The sequence below is a fragment of the Thalassospira sp. UBA1131 genome, from assembly GCF_002311515.1.
Taxonomy (GTDB): domain Bacteria; phylum Pseudomonadota; class Alphaproteobacteria; order Rhodospirillales; family Thalassospiraceae; genus Thalassospira.
Genome location: NZ_DCAO01000098.1, coordinates 17,067 through 32,876 on the forward strand (window position 1 = coordinate 17,067; position 15,810 = coordinate 32,876).

Here is a 15,810-nt window from a genome sequence, read left to right on the forward strand (position 1 = left end):
GCCTATGAGAGTCTTGAAGGTGAACGTTCGGGGATTGTGATTACCTTTGTCATGATCTTCGTTCTGATCTCCGTTGTGCTGCTTTTGGCGGCTGTGACGTTGGGGCTTATGGTGGCAACCCGTTTGGTGCAGCCTGTGTCGCAGTTGATTACCGGTGCGGAACGCGTGCGCGACGGGGATTTGTCTTTCCGTGTGCCGCTTGACGGGCAGGGGGATGAGCTTGAGGCGCTTAGCCGGGCGTTTAACCGGATGACGGCCCAGCTTGAAACCCAGCGCAATGAACTGATTGCGGCCAACCGGCTGAATGATGAACGGCGGCGCTTTACCGAGGCCATCCTGGGTGGGGTTACCGCCGGCGTGATTGGCCTTGATCCGGCACGCAAGATTGATCTTCCAAATCGCAGTGCATCGGATCTTCTTGGTGTTGATCTTGAGGATTACCTGGCACAGGAACTGACCGACGTTATTCCGGAGTTTCAGCCACTGTTTGACGATTTTTCCCGCGACGGGGATCGCAGCAAGCCACGCCAGATCGAAATCCGGCGTGATGGTGTCAACCTGACACTGATGGCGCGTGTAACGGCGGAATGGGCCGATGATGGCACGGTGTTTGGCTATGTCGTGACCTTTGACGATGTCACCGAACTTCAGACCGCACAGCGCATGGCGGCCTGGGCTGATGTCGCGCGCCGTATCGCCCATGAAATTAAAAACCCGCTGACACCGATCCAGCTTTCAGCAGAACGTTTGAAGCGTCGCTATCTGAAGCAAATCACCGATGACCAGGAAGTATTTACGACCTGTACCGATACGATCATCCGACAGGTGTCCGATATCGGGCGGATGGTCGACGAGTTTTCCAGCTTTGCCCGCATGCCATCGCCAACCATGCGTTTGGAAAACATCGGTGAGTTGGTTAAAAGTGCGGTCTTCCTGCAAAAACAGGCGCACAGCAATATCACTTATGATTTTGATCGTAGTGGCATCGAAGATCTGCAAATTTCGTGTGATGCGCATCAGGTCAATCAATGCCTGACAAATACGCTTAAGAACGCGGCAGAGGCGATTGAAGGCCGTGAAAAGCCCGAAGAAGGTGAACTGCCACCTGGCAAGATCGAGATTTCAGTCGCGGTGTCGCCCGATAATCAACGTGTTTTTGTTGCTGTGTCGGATAACGGAAAAGGTCTTCCGGCAGAGCATCGCGAACGCCTGACCGAGCCCTATGTCACCACCCGATCAAAGGGAACCGGTCTTGGATTGGCGATCGTAAAGAAAATCATGGAAGACCATGGTGGAGAGCTTATACTCTCCGACGGCGTTGAAAGCGGGGCTACGATTACGCTATCTTTCCCGAAGGTTGTAGAAGCCGAAATTGATAGTGTGGCTTCGGACGCACATTCCTCAGGCAATTGATTTAGTTGTCAAAATCGAAACAAGAAAAAGATTGATTTGGTCACGACATGGCGCACGACATTCTTATTGTCGACGATGAAGAAGATATCCGGGCTCTGATATCAGGCATCCTCGAGGACGAGGGGTATACAACCCGTCAGGCGGGATCAAGCCAGGGTGCGCTGTCGGAGGTTGCAGCACGCCGGCCGAGCCTTGTGGTGCTTGATATCTGGATGGATGAAAGCGATCACGATGGCATCGAGACGCTTAAGCTGATCAAGCGTGAGCACAGCGAAGTTCCGGTCGTGATGATTTCCGGTCACGGAAATATTGAAACCGCGCTCGAGGCATCGCGCATCGGTGCCTATGACTTCATCGAAAAACCGTTCAATACTGACCGCCTGTTAATGGTGGTCGAGCGCGCCATTGATGATGCGCGCCTGCGTCGTGAAAACCGTGAACTGACCTTGCGGGCTGGCGGTGATACCGAACTTGTTGGCAAATCATCGGTTTTGAACAACTTGCGCCAGTCGGCCGAACGGGTTGCCCGTACCGGCAGCCGCATTCTGATCCATGGCCCGGCCGGGTCGGGCAAGGAAGTTGTCGCGCGCCTGATCCATCAGAAATCCGCCCGTGCGGAAGCACCGTTTGTCGTGCTGAACTGTGCCAATATTTCGCCCGACACCATGGAAGAATCTCTGTTTGGGGCGGTTGCAACTTCGGATCGTGAGGCGCGCACAGGCGTGCTTGAGCTTGCCCATGGCGGGACCTTGTTGCTTGATGAAGTGGCCGATATGCCGCTTGAGACCCAGGGCAAGATTGTCCGGGTTTTGCAGGATCAGACGTTTGAACGCGTTGGCGGATCGGTTCCGGTCAATGTTGATGTGCGTGTTATCGCAACGACCGCACGCGACCTTGAACAACGCATCGCCGAGCAGAAATTCCGCCAGGACCTTTATTACCGGCTGAATGTTGTGCCGCTTGAAGTGCCATCCTTGCAGCAGCGTCGGGAAGATATTCCGATGTTGGCAGAAATGTTCCTTGATCGTTATGCCGATGCGACCGGTCTTCCGAAACGGAAACTCTCGCCCGAAGCAATGGCAACCCTGCATGCCTATGATTGGCCGGGCAATGTGCGCCAGCTGCGCAATGTCATCGAAAGATTGATGATCATGGCGCCCGATGATGACGACAAGGTTGATCTGATCAGTGGTAAAATGCTGCCATCAGAGCTGTTTTCTGACGTGCCGACGTCGCTAAGTTTTGACAAGACCAGTGAAATCATGGCATTGCCGCTCCGCGAAGCGCGGGAGATGTTTGAAAAAGAATATCTCCAGACACAGATCGACCGTTTTGGCGGAAATATCTCCAAAACGGCAAGCTTTGTCGGCATGGAACGCTCAGCCTTGCATCGCAAGCTGAAAAGCCTTGGTGTGAACGGGCAATAAGCCCAAACTCATCATGGACTGTTGTGAACGGGAGAATTCGAAATGAAGGTCATCATTTGCGGCGCCGGGCAGGTGGGGTTCCACATTGCCAAATATTTGGCTGCGGAAAACAATGATGTAACCGTGATCGACCAGTCCGAAGAACTGGTACGCAAGATTTCCGACACGCTTGAGGTCAAGGGCATCATTGGTTTTGGCTCGCACCCCGATGTGTTGCAACAGGCCGGTGCCGAAGAGGCCGACATGCTGATCGCCGTGACCTTTGCCGACGAAGTCAATATGACAGCCTGTCAGGTGGCGCATTCGCTGTTTAACGTGCCAACCAAAATTGCCCGTATCCGCAGCCAGACTTATCTGCAGCCCGAATGGGCCAGCCTGTTTGGCCGTGAAAAGCTTCCAATTGATGTGGTGATTTCGCCCGAGATGGAAGTCGCGCGGGCAGTTGCACGGCGCCTTCAGGCACCCGGTGCGTTCGACATGATCCCGTTTGCCGATGACAAGGTCAAAATCCTTGGCATCCGGTGTAGCGATGATTGCCCGGTGATCAATACGCCGTTGCGTCAGCTTCATCAGCTTTTCCCGGATCTCAACATCTCGATCCTTGGCATGATCCGCGGTGACAAGGCGGTCTATCCCAAGGGCGACGATCAAATGCTGGCGGGCGACCTTGTGTATCTTGCCGTATCGAGCGATCAGGTGGATCGCGCAATGTCGGCCTTTGGTCACGAAGACCCCGAAGCACGCCGTATTGTAATTTTTGGTGGCGGGAACATCGCATTGTTCCTGGCCGAAGAAATCAACAAGAACTTCCCGGGCGTTACCACCCGACTGGTCGAAGCCGATCCGGAACGCGCGCGCTATGTCGCGCAGAAACTGCCAAAGAAAAGCGTTGTTCTGCGCGGGGACGTTCTTGATCCTGAACTGCTTGAAGAAGCCAATGTCGGCAATGCCGAGGCAGTTGTTGCACTGACCAATGATGATGAAACCAACATTCTGGCATCACTTCTGGCCAAGCGGTATGGCTGCCCGCGTGCTCTGACGCTGATTAACAAAAGCACCTATAACTCGCTGGTTTCCGAACTTGGCGTGGATGTGGTGATCAGCCCGCGTATGACGACAGTGTCGACCATCCTGCATCATGTCCGCCGCGGTCGTATTCGTGCCGTGCACAGCCTGTCAGAGGGCTTTGGCGAGGTTCTTGAGGCAGAAGCCCTTGAAACTGCACCAATCGTTGGCAAGGCGATCAAGGATATCGCGATGCCGGCAAGCGTGGTCTTTGGGGCCATTTTGCGCGATGGCGAAGTTGTGATGCCGCGCGCCGCCACCGTGATCGAGGCCAACGACCGGATCGTGGTGTTTGCCGGGTCGGAACAGATCAAGAAGGTCGAAAAGATGTTCGCTGTTCGTCTGGAATACTTCTGATAAATCAAATCGTTGCTGTAATCCTCACACAATATATTCCCGATCTTGCCACCGGAAGTTCAAATGTCTGATCAATTGCCCCATCCGCCAAAGGCCGTCATTTTTGACTGGGATAACACCCTTGTCGATAGCTGGGGGACGATCCAGACAGCGCTTAACATGACATTTGACGACTTTGGGCTTGAGACATGGACGCTTGAACAAACCAAGCAGCGTGTCGCGCGCTCGATGCGTGACAGTTTTCCGATCTTGTTTGGTGAAGATCGCTGGGAGCAGGCCAAAGACAGCTTTTATGGTCATTTCCAGTCTATTCATCTTGAAACCCTGATGCCACTGGCCGGGGCGCATGATCTGTTATGTGCACTGCGTGATAATGGCACCTATATCGGGGTGGTCAGTAACAAGAACGGCGATTTCTTGCGCAAGGAAGCCGATCACCTTGGGTGGACACCATTTTTTGGCAAGATTGTCGGTGCAACCGATGCCGCCAAGGACAAACCGGCACCCGACCCGGTGCATATGGCAATGGGCGACTCTTCGGCGCCGCAATATGAGAATCTGTGGTTTGTTGGCGACAGCGTGGTCGATATTCAGTGCGCGCGCAACGTCGGGGCGACTGCAATTCTGATTGGCGATGAAATTACCGGTCACAATGACACGCAGAATTCCGCGACTCTTAGCCCTGATTGGCATTTCGCTGATTGCGGGGCGCTTGTAGGGGTTGTAAAAGGCTTCTCGAAAGTCTTATAGTTCATAGAGGTCATTAAAAATGGGGCCGGAATCGTGACAGACCTTTAAGTCGACGGTTCCACATTTTCCTTGACCGCCCGAAACCAAAAAAACGCTCATAAAAGAAGGCTAGGTCTAACCGATGGCGGAAAAATCACAGAATGTTCAGGACGTCTTCCTGAATTATTGCCGTAAAAACAAAACGCCGGTTACCGTGTTTCTGGTCAACGGAGTCAAATTGCAGGGCATTATCACCTGGTTTGACAATTTCTCTGTTTTGCTGCGGCGCGATGCTCATACCCAGCTCGTATACAAACATGCGATTTCGACGGTAATGCCGACGACGCCGATCAAACTGTTTGATCCGAGCCAGCCTGCGACGGAAGAAGAAAATAGCTGAAGAATCTCTGACTTCGGGGGGCGGCGATACGCCAGAAGCTCCCCGGGTCCTAGTTTTCCACCCGGAACTAAAACGCGCAGACCAGACCGGTGCTTGGCGCGACGCATCGTCGCGTCTCGAAGAAGCGGTCAGTCTTACGGGTGCACTTGATTTTGAAGTGGTGGGCGCGGAAATTGTGCCCATCGCGAAATTGCGGCCTTCAACCCTGTTTGGCAAAGGCGTTACCGAACGTCTTGGTCTGCAGATCAAGGCCATCGAGGCCGACATTGTCATGATCAACGGCCAGCTTTCCCCGATCCAGCAACGTAACCTGGAACGCGAATGGAAATGCAAGGTCATTGACCGGACCGGCCTGATCCTTGAAATCTTTGCTGATCGCGCGCGGACGCGTGAAGGTCGTTTGCAGGTTCAACTGGCACTGCTGAGCTATCAGCGGTCGCGCCTTGTTCGGACCTGGACGCACCTTGAACGTCAACGTGGTGGGCGTGGCTTCCTTGCCGGTCCTGGTGAACGTCAGATCGAGATCGACCGTCGTTTGATCGGTGACAAGCTTGCCAAGCTCCGTCGTGAGCTTGAGGAAGTCAAACGGACCCGTGAACTTCATCGCGAAGCACGCCGTCGTGTGCCATATCCGATTGTGGCGCTTGTCGGTTACACCAACGCCGGTAAATCGACGTTGTTTAACCAGCTGACTGTGGCCGAGGTCTTTGCCGAAGACATGCTGTTTGCGACGCTTGATCCGACCATGCGTGGTTTGATCCTGCCAAGTGGTCGCAAGGTTATTCTGTCCGATACCGTGGGCTTTGTGTCCGATCTGCCGCACGATCTTGTGGCGGCGTTCCGTGCAACGCTCGAAGAAGTTCTTGAAGCCGACCTGATTGTTCATGTCCGCGATGCGGCTTCACCGGAAACCGAAGAGCAAAAACTTGATGTGCTTGAAGTTCTTAAGGAGCTTGGGCTTCAGAAGGCGATTGACGGTGAAGAACTTGTCGAGGCGCTGAACAAGATTGATCAGCTCAAAGGCGAAGAACTGCAAGCCGTTTCAGAATATTCTGCGCGCCATGACAACACGATCGCGATTTCAGCCATCAAAGGCACCAATTGCGATGCATTGCTTGGCCTGATTGAAGACCGGCTGACCGAAGATATGCCGGTGTTCGAGCTTTGTGTGCCGTATTCGGACGGTAAATCATTGGCGCGGCTTTATGAGCAGGGCGAGGTCTTGAAGCGTAACGAAGGTGCCGACGGCATTTCGGTTCAGGTGCGTGTCGATACGACCCGCGTTGGCCGTTTCGAAGACTGGTGTGCCAAGGCCGGGCTCGATATTCATCTGGTTTGATAGGGAGAGAGCGCGTGGCGATTAAAGTCGATATGGATAAAGTGACCGAAATCATTCGGGAAGTATCGGCTGCTGAGATTGCCCCGCGTTTTGGCCAGCTGGACGATGCAGATATCGATACCAAGACCCATGCAATGGATCTGGTGACGATTGCCGATACTGAAGCCGAACGCGTTCTGACCCGGCGACTGACCGATCTTTTGCCGGGCAGCCGCGCACTTGGCGAAGAAGCCGCCCACGAAGACCCGACTTTACAGCAACGGATCTTTGCCGGCGATGATCCGTTCTGGATCATTGATCCGGTTGATGGTACCAAGAACTTCGCCCATCACAAACAACCATTTCGTTGCATGGTCGGCCTTTATTCTGGTGGTGAAACCGTGGCTGCCTGGATTGTTGATCCGATTGAAGGGGCGGCAACCGTTGCAGAATTGGGGTCGGGGACGCGTTACAAGGATCAGCTGGTTTCGGTGCGTTCCAACATCACCAAGGCGTCTGATGCCAAAGGTTTTCTGATTTCATACGCCCGGGACCGCATCCGCAAGCATTATGGCCATCTCGATTTCTTTGCCGATGTTGCGCATTATTCCTGCTGTGGTGCCGAGTATGAGGAAACAGCGCGTGGTGGGTTTGATTTCTGTGCCTATCGGACACTTAAACCATGGGATCATGCCCCCGGCACATTGCTGGTGCGTGAGTCTGGTGGTTATGCGCGCTATATCACCGCCGACAAGAATAATGAGTATAACGCCAATGCGACGGCGGCCGGGCTTTTGTGCGCCAGCTCCGAGGAGCTGTGGGCAGAAATCAATGAAATTCTGATGCCGCTCTTTACCTGAGCGTGATCAGACCTGACCGCGTTCGGTCTTTTTCGCCAGGTTCCAGAGACTATCCATTTCAGCCAAGTCTGAGTCCGCGGCCGTGCGGCCGTCGCGTGCCAGTTCGTCTTCGATGAAGTGGAAGCGTTTGGTGAACTTGTGGTTTGCGCCGCGAAGCGCCACTTCGGGGTCAACGCCGATCTTGCGCGCCAGATTGGCCATCACAAACAACATATCGCCAAGTTCATCCTGCAAACGGGCCGGATCCGGGTTTTCGGTCATCTCGGCTTTGAGTTCGTCGATTTCTTCGTGAAGTTTGTCAAAGACTTCATCGGTGCTGGGCCAGTCGAACCCGACACGCGCGGCGCGTTTGGTGAGTTTTTCTGCACGCATTAACGCGGGCAGGGCGCTTGCGACCCCATCAAGGGCGCTGTGGCGTTCGTGGCCTTTGTCTTCGGCCTTCCGGGCGCGTTCAGCCGCCTTGATCTTTTCCCAAGTCTGATTGACGCCATCGGTCGTCGTGGCATCCCCGTCGCCAAATACATGCGGATGGCGGCTGATCATTTTTGAAACGATGCTGTTGGCGACGTCTTCGAACTCGAAATGACCGGCTTCCTTCGCCATCTGGGCATGGAACACCACCTGCAACAGCAAATCACCCAACTCGTTGCAAAGTTCTGGCATGTCATTGTCGGCAATCGCATCAGCCACTTCGTAGGCTTCTTCGATGGTGTAGGGGGCAATGGTGGAGAAATCCTGTTCGAGATCCCACGGGCAGCCACCATCGGGATTGCGCAGCTTTGCCATGACGTCGAGGAGTTCATTGATGGCTTTGCTGTTATGCGTGGTCATGGTCGATGTCCCGTCTGTTTTGCTGGTGTGCCCCGTTTATCCTTTAAGTCCTATCGCGCTGCATCAAAACTGACAAGCATATGATCAAGGCAAAACAAAACCCGCAAGGCCAATGCGGCACTTGCGGGTTTTGCCGTGATGTTCGGATGCCCTTTTGGCTTATGCAGCCTTGAGCTTTTCCTGTTTTTCGGAGCTGTCATCCTTGGTTTGTTTGGATGATGCACTTTCTTCTTTTTTGCCTTCGACGAGGCCGCGATGCAGGGCGACAATTGCCTTGTTGAAGTCGCCTTCGGCAACAACAAACTGCAGATCAACGCGGCGGCTCGGATAGTGGGACGCCACCAGTTCAACACCGGCATCATCAAGGATCGATACCGCACGGGCGAACAGACCCGGCTGTTCGATGTTGGCACCAATCACCGAGACAATCGCGACCTTACGGGTCTGAACGGTTGCCTCTGGCTGATTTGCCTCGATCTCGTCAACGCAACGGCGGATCTGCTTGAGCGGAGCCGACACGTAATGCGTGATCGTATTGGCGTTCAGGTTCTTGGTGACGGTTGGGACCTTATAACGTTTCAGAACGTTCAGGATCGCTTCCTCGCCACCTGGAACACCAACCATATCCTGATTGAAGACTTCAATCTCGAACGCGGTCGGAACGCCCGTCACGATTTCAACACGGCTGTTTTCCGGCTCCCAATGATCGTCAATAACCGTGCCCGGGTGTTCCGGTTCAAAGGTATTGGCAATCCGCAGCGGAATGTCGTTCTGACGAAGGCCTTTGGCCGCACGCGGGTGGATGGCTTCCATGCCCATGTTCGACAACTGATCGGCCACGTCATAGCTGGTGCGGCCAATCGGGCGCACAGCGTCTTCGCCGACGATGCGCGGATCGGCGCTCGACAGGTGGAATTCCTTGTGAATGATCGCTTCGCGCGCCTGGGTCAGACAGGCAATGCGCGAGAAGGTCACTTCACTATAACCACGGCCATAAATGCTCATCAGGCCTTCGCTGCACTGGGCATAGCCCGTCGCAATGGCAAGCTGCTTGGAAAGGTCGATGTCATCAAACACCTTTCCAATACGACCATCAAGGGTAGAGGCCTCTGGCTCACGCCAGCCCGAAAGATCGGCAAAGACCGCATTTACACCCTTGGCGCGCAGGAGCAGCATGGTGTTGTGCGCACTGTGCGCTTCACCAATGGCTGACAGCATTTCACGTACGGTCAGAAGATGCTTTTCAAGCTTGAAGTGACCGAAGCTGCACAGACGATGAAGATCCATGAGGCAGCTGCGCGTGCCTTCAATGCGTTCCTGTACAAAGGCATTGGCAAGCTTCAGTTCCGGCGCGTCGCCAAAAATCTCTTCGTTAATGGCGCACATCTTTTCGGAGACCTTGGTCAAGGCATCGCCCCAGGCCCAATCGGTTTCCGAGCCGGCGTAAAGCTGATAGACGCCCGGTTCACCAGTCTTTTTATTTTCCAGCAAAAGGTCGGTAAAACCGCCATATGCCGAAACAACAAAGACACGGTTGTATAGTTCGTCTTCCTTACGATTGCCGACAAGAATGTTGTCCATGACCGCATCAACCTGGGTCATCGACGTACCGCCGATCTTGTGAACGCTATGCCCTGCGTCCTTGTTTTTCTGGGCTGAAAGCATGTTGCCTCCTTTAGGGGCGTTTCCTTTAAAGAATATGCTTTAAATGGTCGGGCAGTCGTTAGGTGCCGCCCGACCAGAAATTGTTAGCTTGCGAGTGCTTCGCCATCGAGCGGATAAACACCGTTCTCGTCATGCACTTCACGGCCATTCAGCGGCGGGTTGAAGGCGCAGGCAACAACCATGTCCTCGGTGCCGCCGCGCAGATAGTGGCGGTCATGCTTGTCGAGGATGTAAACCGTGCCCGGCTCGATCTTGTATTTCTTGCCGTCAGCAATGGTTTCGACTTCGCCGTTGCCCGAGATGCAGTAAACCGTCTCGAAATGGTTGGCGTAGCAAATCTCGGTTTCGGTGCCGGCATAAATGGTGGTGATGTGGAACGAGAAACCCATGCCATCTTCGGCAAGCGACAGACGGGTGCTTTCCCAGTTGTCCGAAACCACGCGGCGACCGGATGCTTCACATTCTTTCAGAGTACGAACAATCATTTTTAACTCTTTGATATAATTAAGTTGTGGGGCCGGGCGACGCAGTTAAGCGTCGCCCAAACTATGTTACTCAGCGGCTGCTTTGGACGGGGAAACGTCCTTGCCCATGGCTTTGGCGGTTGCCAGTTCAAGGATTTCCAGTCCATGTGCCAGATCCTGCTTGGAGATGATCAGCGGCACAAGGCATTTGACCACTTCATCTTCCGGGCCACTGGTTTCAATCACAAGGTTATGCTTGAAGCATTCCTTGGTGACCTTGGATGCCAGTTCGCCACTTTCAAAGCAGATACCCTGCATCAGGCCGCGGCCCTTGCGATAGAGTTTGCCGTCGCCATAGCGATCAATGATTTCATCGAGGCGCGTCTCTAGGAACGCGGCCTTGTCGCGTACATCAGCAGCAAACTTGTCATCTGACCAGAAATGGTCAAGCGCAGCAGCGGCAGTCACAAACGCGTGGTTGTTACCACGGAAGGTGCCGTTGTGTTCGCCCGGATGCCAGACATCGAGTTCCGGCTTCATCAGAACCACGGCAAGCGGAAGACCATACGCCGAAAGCGATTTCGACAGCGTGATGATGTCCGGCTTGATGCCAGCAGGTTCGAAGCTAAAGAACGTACCGGTACGGCCACAGCCCGCCTGAATGTCATCAACAATCAGAAGGATGTCGTGCTTGCGGCAAACCTTTTCCAGGTTCTTGAGCCAGCCGAAGTCAGCGGCATTCAGGCCACCTTCACCCTGAAGGGTTTCGACGATCACGGCTGCGGGCAGGGCGATACCGCTGGAGTTGTCCGAAAGGACACGGTCCAGATACTCGGTGGTATCCGCACCGTCACCCATATAACCGTCAAAGGGCACGGCAACAGCGTTATCAAGAGAGACGCCAGCAGCGCCACGATGATGTTCGTTACCCGTGATGGCAAGCGAACCAAGCGTGCAACCATGGAAGCCGTTGGTAAACGAAATCACGGTTTCGCGGCCCTTGACGCGGCGGGCCAGTTTAAGAGCAGCTTCGACGGCATTGGTGCCGGTCGGGCCAGTAAACTGGACCTTATATTCCATGTCACGCGGCTTGAAGATTTTCTCTTCGAGCGCTTCAAGAAAGGCTGCCTTGGCCTTGGTGTGCATGTCCAGACCATGGGTTACGCCGTTTGATTTGATATAATCAATCAGCTTTTCCTGCAGGACAGGATGGTTATGGCCATAGTTCAGCGTGCCGGCACCGGCAAGGAAATCAAGATAGCGGTTGCCATCGACATCGGTCAGCCAAGCGCCTTCAGCACTTTCAAAGGTTACGGGGAAGGAGCGTGCATAGCTCTGAACTTCCGATTCAAGGCGATCAAATACAGTCATAGTTCCCTCTTTCAGATTGGGAAAATCAAGTCCACCTGTCATACCGAACGTTCCGGCGTGCCGGATGTTCCAGAAATGGTCGATGCGATTTCGAGTATGACAAGTGGGGAAATTAGGTCAGCCGGATTAGGCGGCGACGCGTTCGACGTCTTCGCGCTCGAACGGACCGATCTGCCAAAGAATTTCGCTGGCAGCGGCGCCTTCGAAGTGTGTTTCGCGTTCAAACTGGACCTTGCGCTTAACATCAGCACCCAGTTCGCGCGCAACGGAACGGAAGACACCCTGCGACGGTGCGTTCGTCGAGGTGATCGTTGTGTTCAGCTGCGAGACGTTGTGGCAGGACGGACGATCCAGAATATCAAGGATCAGACGCTTCGCCAGACGCAGGCCACGGGCCTTGGGCGAAACTGCCACCTGCCAGATGAAAAGCTGTTCAGGCTGGTCGGGTACGATGTAGCCCGAAACGAAACCGACGGCTTCGCCGTTCAGTTCGGCAATCGCGCACGTGCCTGAGAAGTGCGAGCACTGCAGCAAATTGCAATACATCGAGTTTTCATCCAGCGGCTTGCAGTCGGCAATGAGGTTATTCACCGCAGCGCCGTCTGTGGCCTTGGGTTTACGGATAATCAGGTTGGCTTTCTGGCCGGTATTGCCGTTTGTGTTGGCAATTTTCATCGGTCTGCCTGCTCTGTTATTTCGATACACGATCATTTATGTCGCGAGAAATGTATAGAACAACGATACAAATTGATCAACCCCTTCTCTGTGACTTTCCTGTGAAACTCCGTAAGTGTCTGATAATAAGCCAAACATTGATGTATCGCCCTTCGATAAGGATAATATTCTTTCGATGAAATATTGTTTCCTGAATAGAGCGATAATCGATGGAATAAATGATCGAAATTCGATATAAAAGTGTCTTAAAGCGTTGCGCAGCCGCGGGTCCGGGGCTAAAACAACGCTTGCTATAGAAACGAAAAACGTCCGGAAAATAACAATGGATAAATTGCATGAAGCGTTGATCTCCATCCGCCGCATTTTGCGGGCGAGTGATATCCACGCCAAAAAGCTTGGTAAGGTGACCGGGCTTAAAACATCCCAGCTTCTTGTTTTGCAATCGCTTGAGGAATTCGGTGAGATGACGGTTGGCCAGATCGCGGCCAAGGTTAATCTGGCCCAGGCATCGACCACGGCGCTTGTCGACAAGTTGCAGGCGATGCGGCTTGTGACACGCGAGCGCGGAGATACCGACAAACGCAAGGTGTTCGTCAGGCTTACCGATCAAGGCAGGGCAATTCTGGATCGCGCACCGATGGCGCTTCATGACCGTTTTTCGGACAAATTCAACAATCTTGAGGAATGGGAACAGACGTTTCTGATCGCCGCCCTGCAACGTGTTTCAGGGATGATGGATGCCAGTGACATCGACGTCGCACCCGTTCTGGACCACGACGAGATTGTCGAAAGGGCAGCAGATCGTCACTGAATGCAGTGGGATCAATGTTTCCTTTAGATCATTGTAAATAAATATAAAATCATACAGCGTTGTCTAGGTGTCGTACCCGAGGATTGGTGCGACATCCGGGGTTGTTGGCGTTTGGAAAGCTCCGCTTGGTATGTTTTTAGGTTGACCAAATCAACCATGAGTGCATTCATTCAAAAAAACATATATGTGGAGGATGCAATGTCTGGAAGCAATTCCTGGTCTCGTCGTGATGTTCTGAAATCTTCGTTGGCACTGGCGGGTATGGGGGCAACCGGGTTGTTTCCCGGGGCTGCGTCAGCGCTTGGTTCCCTGAAACTTGGTGCGTCAGACATCACGGTCATATCGGATGGTAATCTGATGTTGCCGTTATCTTTTGCCTTTCCCGACGTTTCACAGGATGAATTGGTAGCGTTGCTTAAGGCCGAAGGGCAGCCAACGGATGCGTTGCTGCCCGATTGCAACATCACCGTTTTGCGCCGTGGTGATCGGGTGGTGATGTTTGATGTTGGCGCTGGCCCGAATTTCATGCCGTCAGCCGGCAAGCTTATGGACAACATTGATGCGGCCGGTGTCAGGCCGGATGAAGTGACCGATATTGTTTTTACGCACGCGCATCCCGACCATCTGTGGGGGCTGATTGATGATTTCGACGAATTGATCTTTTCCGACGCGCGTTATCACATGAACCGGATCGAGTGGGAATACTGGCAGGCCGAGGATACGCTTGAAAAAACGCCCGACGCGCGCAAAAGCTTTGTGGTCGGGGCGCGCAACCGGATGGCCTTCCTTGAGGATCGTATAGAGTTGTTCGATTATGGTGCAGAGGTGGTACCCGGTGTCGAGGCGGTCGATACCGCCGGTCACACACCCGGGCATACATCTTTCATGATCCATGACGGATCAAACAGCGCACTTGTGGTTGGCGATGCCATTACCAATGTCGCCGTATCCCTGGTCCATCCAGAATGGCCAAGCGGATCTGATCAGGATGCCGAAAAGGGCATTGCCACGCGCAAGATGCTGCTCGATCGGCTTGCCGTCGATGGATCGCGGATTATCGGCTTTCACATGCCGCATCCAGGCCTTGGCGTGATCGAGCGGGCAGGTCCGGCATATCGGTTTGTTGTGGCGGGATAATTGCTACGTGGGTCTTGGTTTAACCGTGCTTGCGCAGCGATATTGCGCGCAGGAACCCGAACGGTGATCCTTCAAGAAGAACGCCAAGACCCACCCGCGCCCCAATGGCAATCGAGATCATCACAATTGGCGAAGAAATTGCCAGCGTGGAGAACGCGCTGACACCTTGGCCGATGGTGCAGCCAAGGGCAAAAACGCCGCCAGTTCCCATCAAGAATGCACCCAGTAGGTGGCGGCCAAGTTCGCGAGCGTCATCGCAGGCTTCCCAGCGCATGTCGTTGCTTTTCCAAGCTGCCAGTGCAGCACCCAGAAACACCCCAATCACCAATCCAACCCCGTAATCGGGCAGGGCCCCTGTAACGGTGATGATCTGCATGATCGTGTCGCCAACCGGGGTGACAAAGGATCCCGCCTCGATCTGGGTTTCAACAAAACGATATTTTGCAAAGCTTGTTGTCCAGACCCAACCAAGCGAAATGCAGGCGCCAATTGTGATGGCGCCAAGCGCCTTGGCGCGCTCCGCACGGAAATCAGAACTGCGAAAGACCCACCAAAGCCCGATGGCGCTGACCAGCAGGGCAATCGGATAGTGCAGATCAAATCCGCTGGCGTTTGATGCGATCGCGCCAATTGATTGCGATCCGGCTGAGGTGAACTCAATTGACAGCGGATCAAGAAACCAGACACGAAAATGGCCCGTTACGCCGCGAAGGGCAGCAATGGCCGCCAGTCCAATACCGGTCAGGACGACCAGTGCACGCAGATTGCCACCGCCCAGACGAATGATGGCGCCAAATCCGCATGTGCCGACAAAGGCCATGCCAAAGCCAAACATCAGCCCGCCCAGAATGCTGCCTGCAATCGGCAGGGTCGGGGTAATGTAGAAACTGTTGGAAAGATCGATAACGCCAAGGGAGATAAACGTTTGGGTACAAATCAGTGCGGTGATGGCCGCCAGCACCCAGGCGCGCAGACCGATGCTGTTGGCGGCAAACCAATAGCGTTCAAGGGCTGCCATCGTGCAGAAATGTTGTCGACGTGCGACAAATCCCACCACAATGCCGGTCAAAATACCGACAAGCGGCAGGGCCCAGGGATTATCCAAACCCAGCATGACGTTTTCCTCCCGCCTTGTTGATTGTAATTTTTTGCCAAGGCGTCGGCGGAATCGTGACGTTTTTTCTGTTCTAATTCAAGGAAGCTTTTTCGATCAGCAGTTGTCGCCTATTCGGCAGCGGCTTTTTCTTCGTCGCGGACCGGGGCACAGAACAGGTCATAAAGCGTGCC

At 54.0% G+C, this 15,810-nt stretch carries 15 protein-coding genes; 9 read left to right on the forward strand and 6 right to left on the reverse strand.

The genetic code is table 11. The annotated features are described in order from the left end of the window. The 7 genes from B3Z49_RS15220 to B3Z49_RS15250 form a co-directional block, all read left to right on the forward strand. Positions 1-1,413: sensor histidine kinase (locus B3Z49_RS15220; RefSeq protein ID WP_296992410.1), on the forward strand; the 1,413-nt coding region annotated here is incomplete at its 5' end. A 47-nt stretch (positions 1,414-1,460) separates the two neighbouring features. Beyond that, positions 1,461-2,840, forward strand: coding sequence for a sigma-54-dependent transcriptional regulator (locus tag B3Z49_RS15225; RefSeq protein ID WP_008891085.1), 1,380 nt, complete (start codon positions 1,461-1,463; stop codon positions 2,838-2,840). Between the two features lie 42 nt (positions 2,841-2,882). After that, on the forward strand, positions 2,883-4,262 hold the full coding sequence (gene trkA / locus B3Z49_RS15230; RefSeq protein WP_008891084.1) for a Trk system potassium transporter TrkA: 1,380 nt from the start codon (positions 2,883-2,885) through the stop codon (positions 4,260-4,262). A gap of 63 nt (positions 4,263-4,325) precedes the next feature. Next, the gene (locus B3Z49_RS15235; RefSeq protein ID WP_296992413.1) at positions 4,326-5,012 is read left to right on the forward strand and encodes an HAD family hydrolase; all 687 of its coding nucleotides are present in this window, start codon (positions 4,326-4,328) and stop codon (positions 5,010-5,012) included. A gap of 121 nt (positions 5,013-5,133) precedes the next feature. Continuing rightward, complete coding sequence (gene hfq, locus B3Z49_RS15240; protein ID WP_008891082.1) at positions 5,134-5,391, forward strand: RNA chaperone Hfq; 258 nt, start codon at positions 5,134-5,136, stop codon at positions 5,389-5,391. Positions 5,392-5,398: 7 nt separating this feature from the next. Next, positions 5,399-6,730, forward strand: coding sequence for a GTPase HflX (gene hflX / locus B3Z49_RS15245; protein WP_414716264.1), 1,332 nt, complete (start codon positions 5,399-5,401; stop codon positions 6,728-6,730). A gap of 14 nt (positions 6,731-6,744) precedes the next feature. Next, the gene (locus B3Z49_RS15250; RefSeq protein ID WP_296992422.1) at positions 6,745-7,569 is read left to right on the forward strand and encodes an inositol monophosphatase family protein; all 825 of its coding nucleotides are present in this window, start codon (positions 6,745-6,747) and stop codon (positions 7,567-7,569) included. A 6-nt stretch (positions 7,570-7,575) separates the two neighbouring features. Here B3Z49_RS15250 and mazG read toward each other — a convergent pair whose 3' ends face one another. From mazG to ectA, 5 genes are all read right to left on the reverse strand, one after another. After that, a complete protein-coding gene (gene mazG / locus B3Z49_RS15255; RefSeq protein ID WP_296992424.1) occupies positions 7,576-8,400 on the reverse strand; it encodes a nucleoside triphosphate pyrophosphohydrolase in 825 nt (274 codons plus the stop codon). Positions 8,401-8,559: 159 nt separating this feature from the next. Beyond that, the gene (locus tag B3Z49_RS15260) at positions 8,560-10,065 is read right to left on the reverse strand and encodes an aspartate kinase (RefSeq protein ID WP_296992425.1); all 1,506 of its coding nucleotides are present in this window, start codon (positions 10,063-10,065) and stop codon (positions 8,560-8,562) included. Between the two features lie 83 nt (positions 10,066-10,148). Next, positions 10,149-10,550: an ectoine synthase gene (locus tag B3Z49_RS15265; RefSeq protein ID WP_008891076.1), complete on the reverse strand. Its 402-nt coding sequence runs from the start codon at positions 10,548-10,550 to the stop codon at positions 10,149-10,151. Between the two features lie 66 nt (positions 10,551-10,616). Continuing rightward, the gene (gene ectB, locus B3Z49_RS15270; protein WP_063089488.1) at positions 10,617-11,900 is read right to left on the reverse strand and encodes a diaminobutyrate--2-oxoglutarate transaminase; all 1,284 of its coding nucleotides are present in this window, start codon (positions 11,898-11,900) and stop codon (positions 10,617-10,619) included. A 126-nt stretch (positions 11,901-12,026) separates the two neighbouring features. Next, a complete protein-coding gene (gene ectA / locus B3Z49_RS15275) occupies positions 12,027-12,575 on the reverse strand; it encodes a diaminobutyrate acetyltransferase (RefSeq protein ID WP_008891074.1) in 549 nt (182 codons plus the stop codon). A gap of 322 nt (positions 12,576-12,897) precedes the next feature. On the opposite strand from ectA, the gene B3Z49_RS15280 reads away from it, so the two are divergent. Continuing rightward, positions 12,898-13,386, forward strand: a complete 489-nt coding sequence (locus B3Z49_RS15280) for a MarR family winged helix-turn-helix transcriptional regulator (RefSeq protein ID WP_064781417.1) — start codon at positions 12,898-12,900, stop codon at positions 13,384-13,386. Positions 13,387-13,584: 198 nt separating this feature from the next. Next, complete coding sequence (locus B3Z49_RS15285; protein ID WP_296992431.1) at positions 13,585-14,523, forward strand: MBL fold metallo-hydrolase; 939 nt, start codon at positions 13,585-13,587, stop codon at positions 14,521-14,523. Positions 14,524-14,542: 19 nt separating this feature from the next. Here B3Z49_RS15285 and B3Z49_RS15290 read toward each other — a convergent pair whose 3' ends face one another. Then, positions 14,543-15,637, reverse strand: a complete 1,095-nt coding sequence (locus B3Z49_RS15290) for a YeeE/YedE family protein (protein ID WP_296992433.1) — start codon at positions 15,635-15,637, stop codon at positions 14,543-14,545. Between the last annotated feature and the right edge of the window lie 173 nt (positions 15,638-15,810).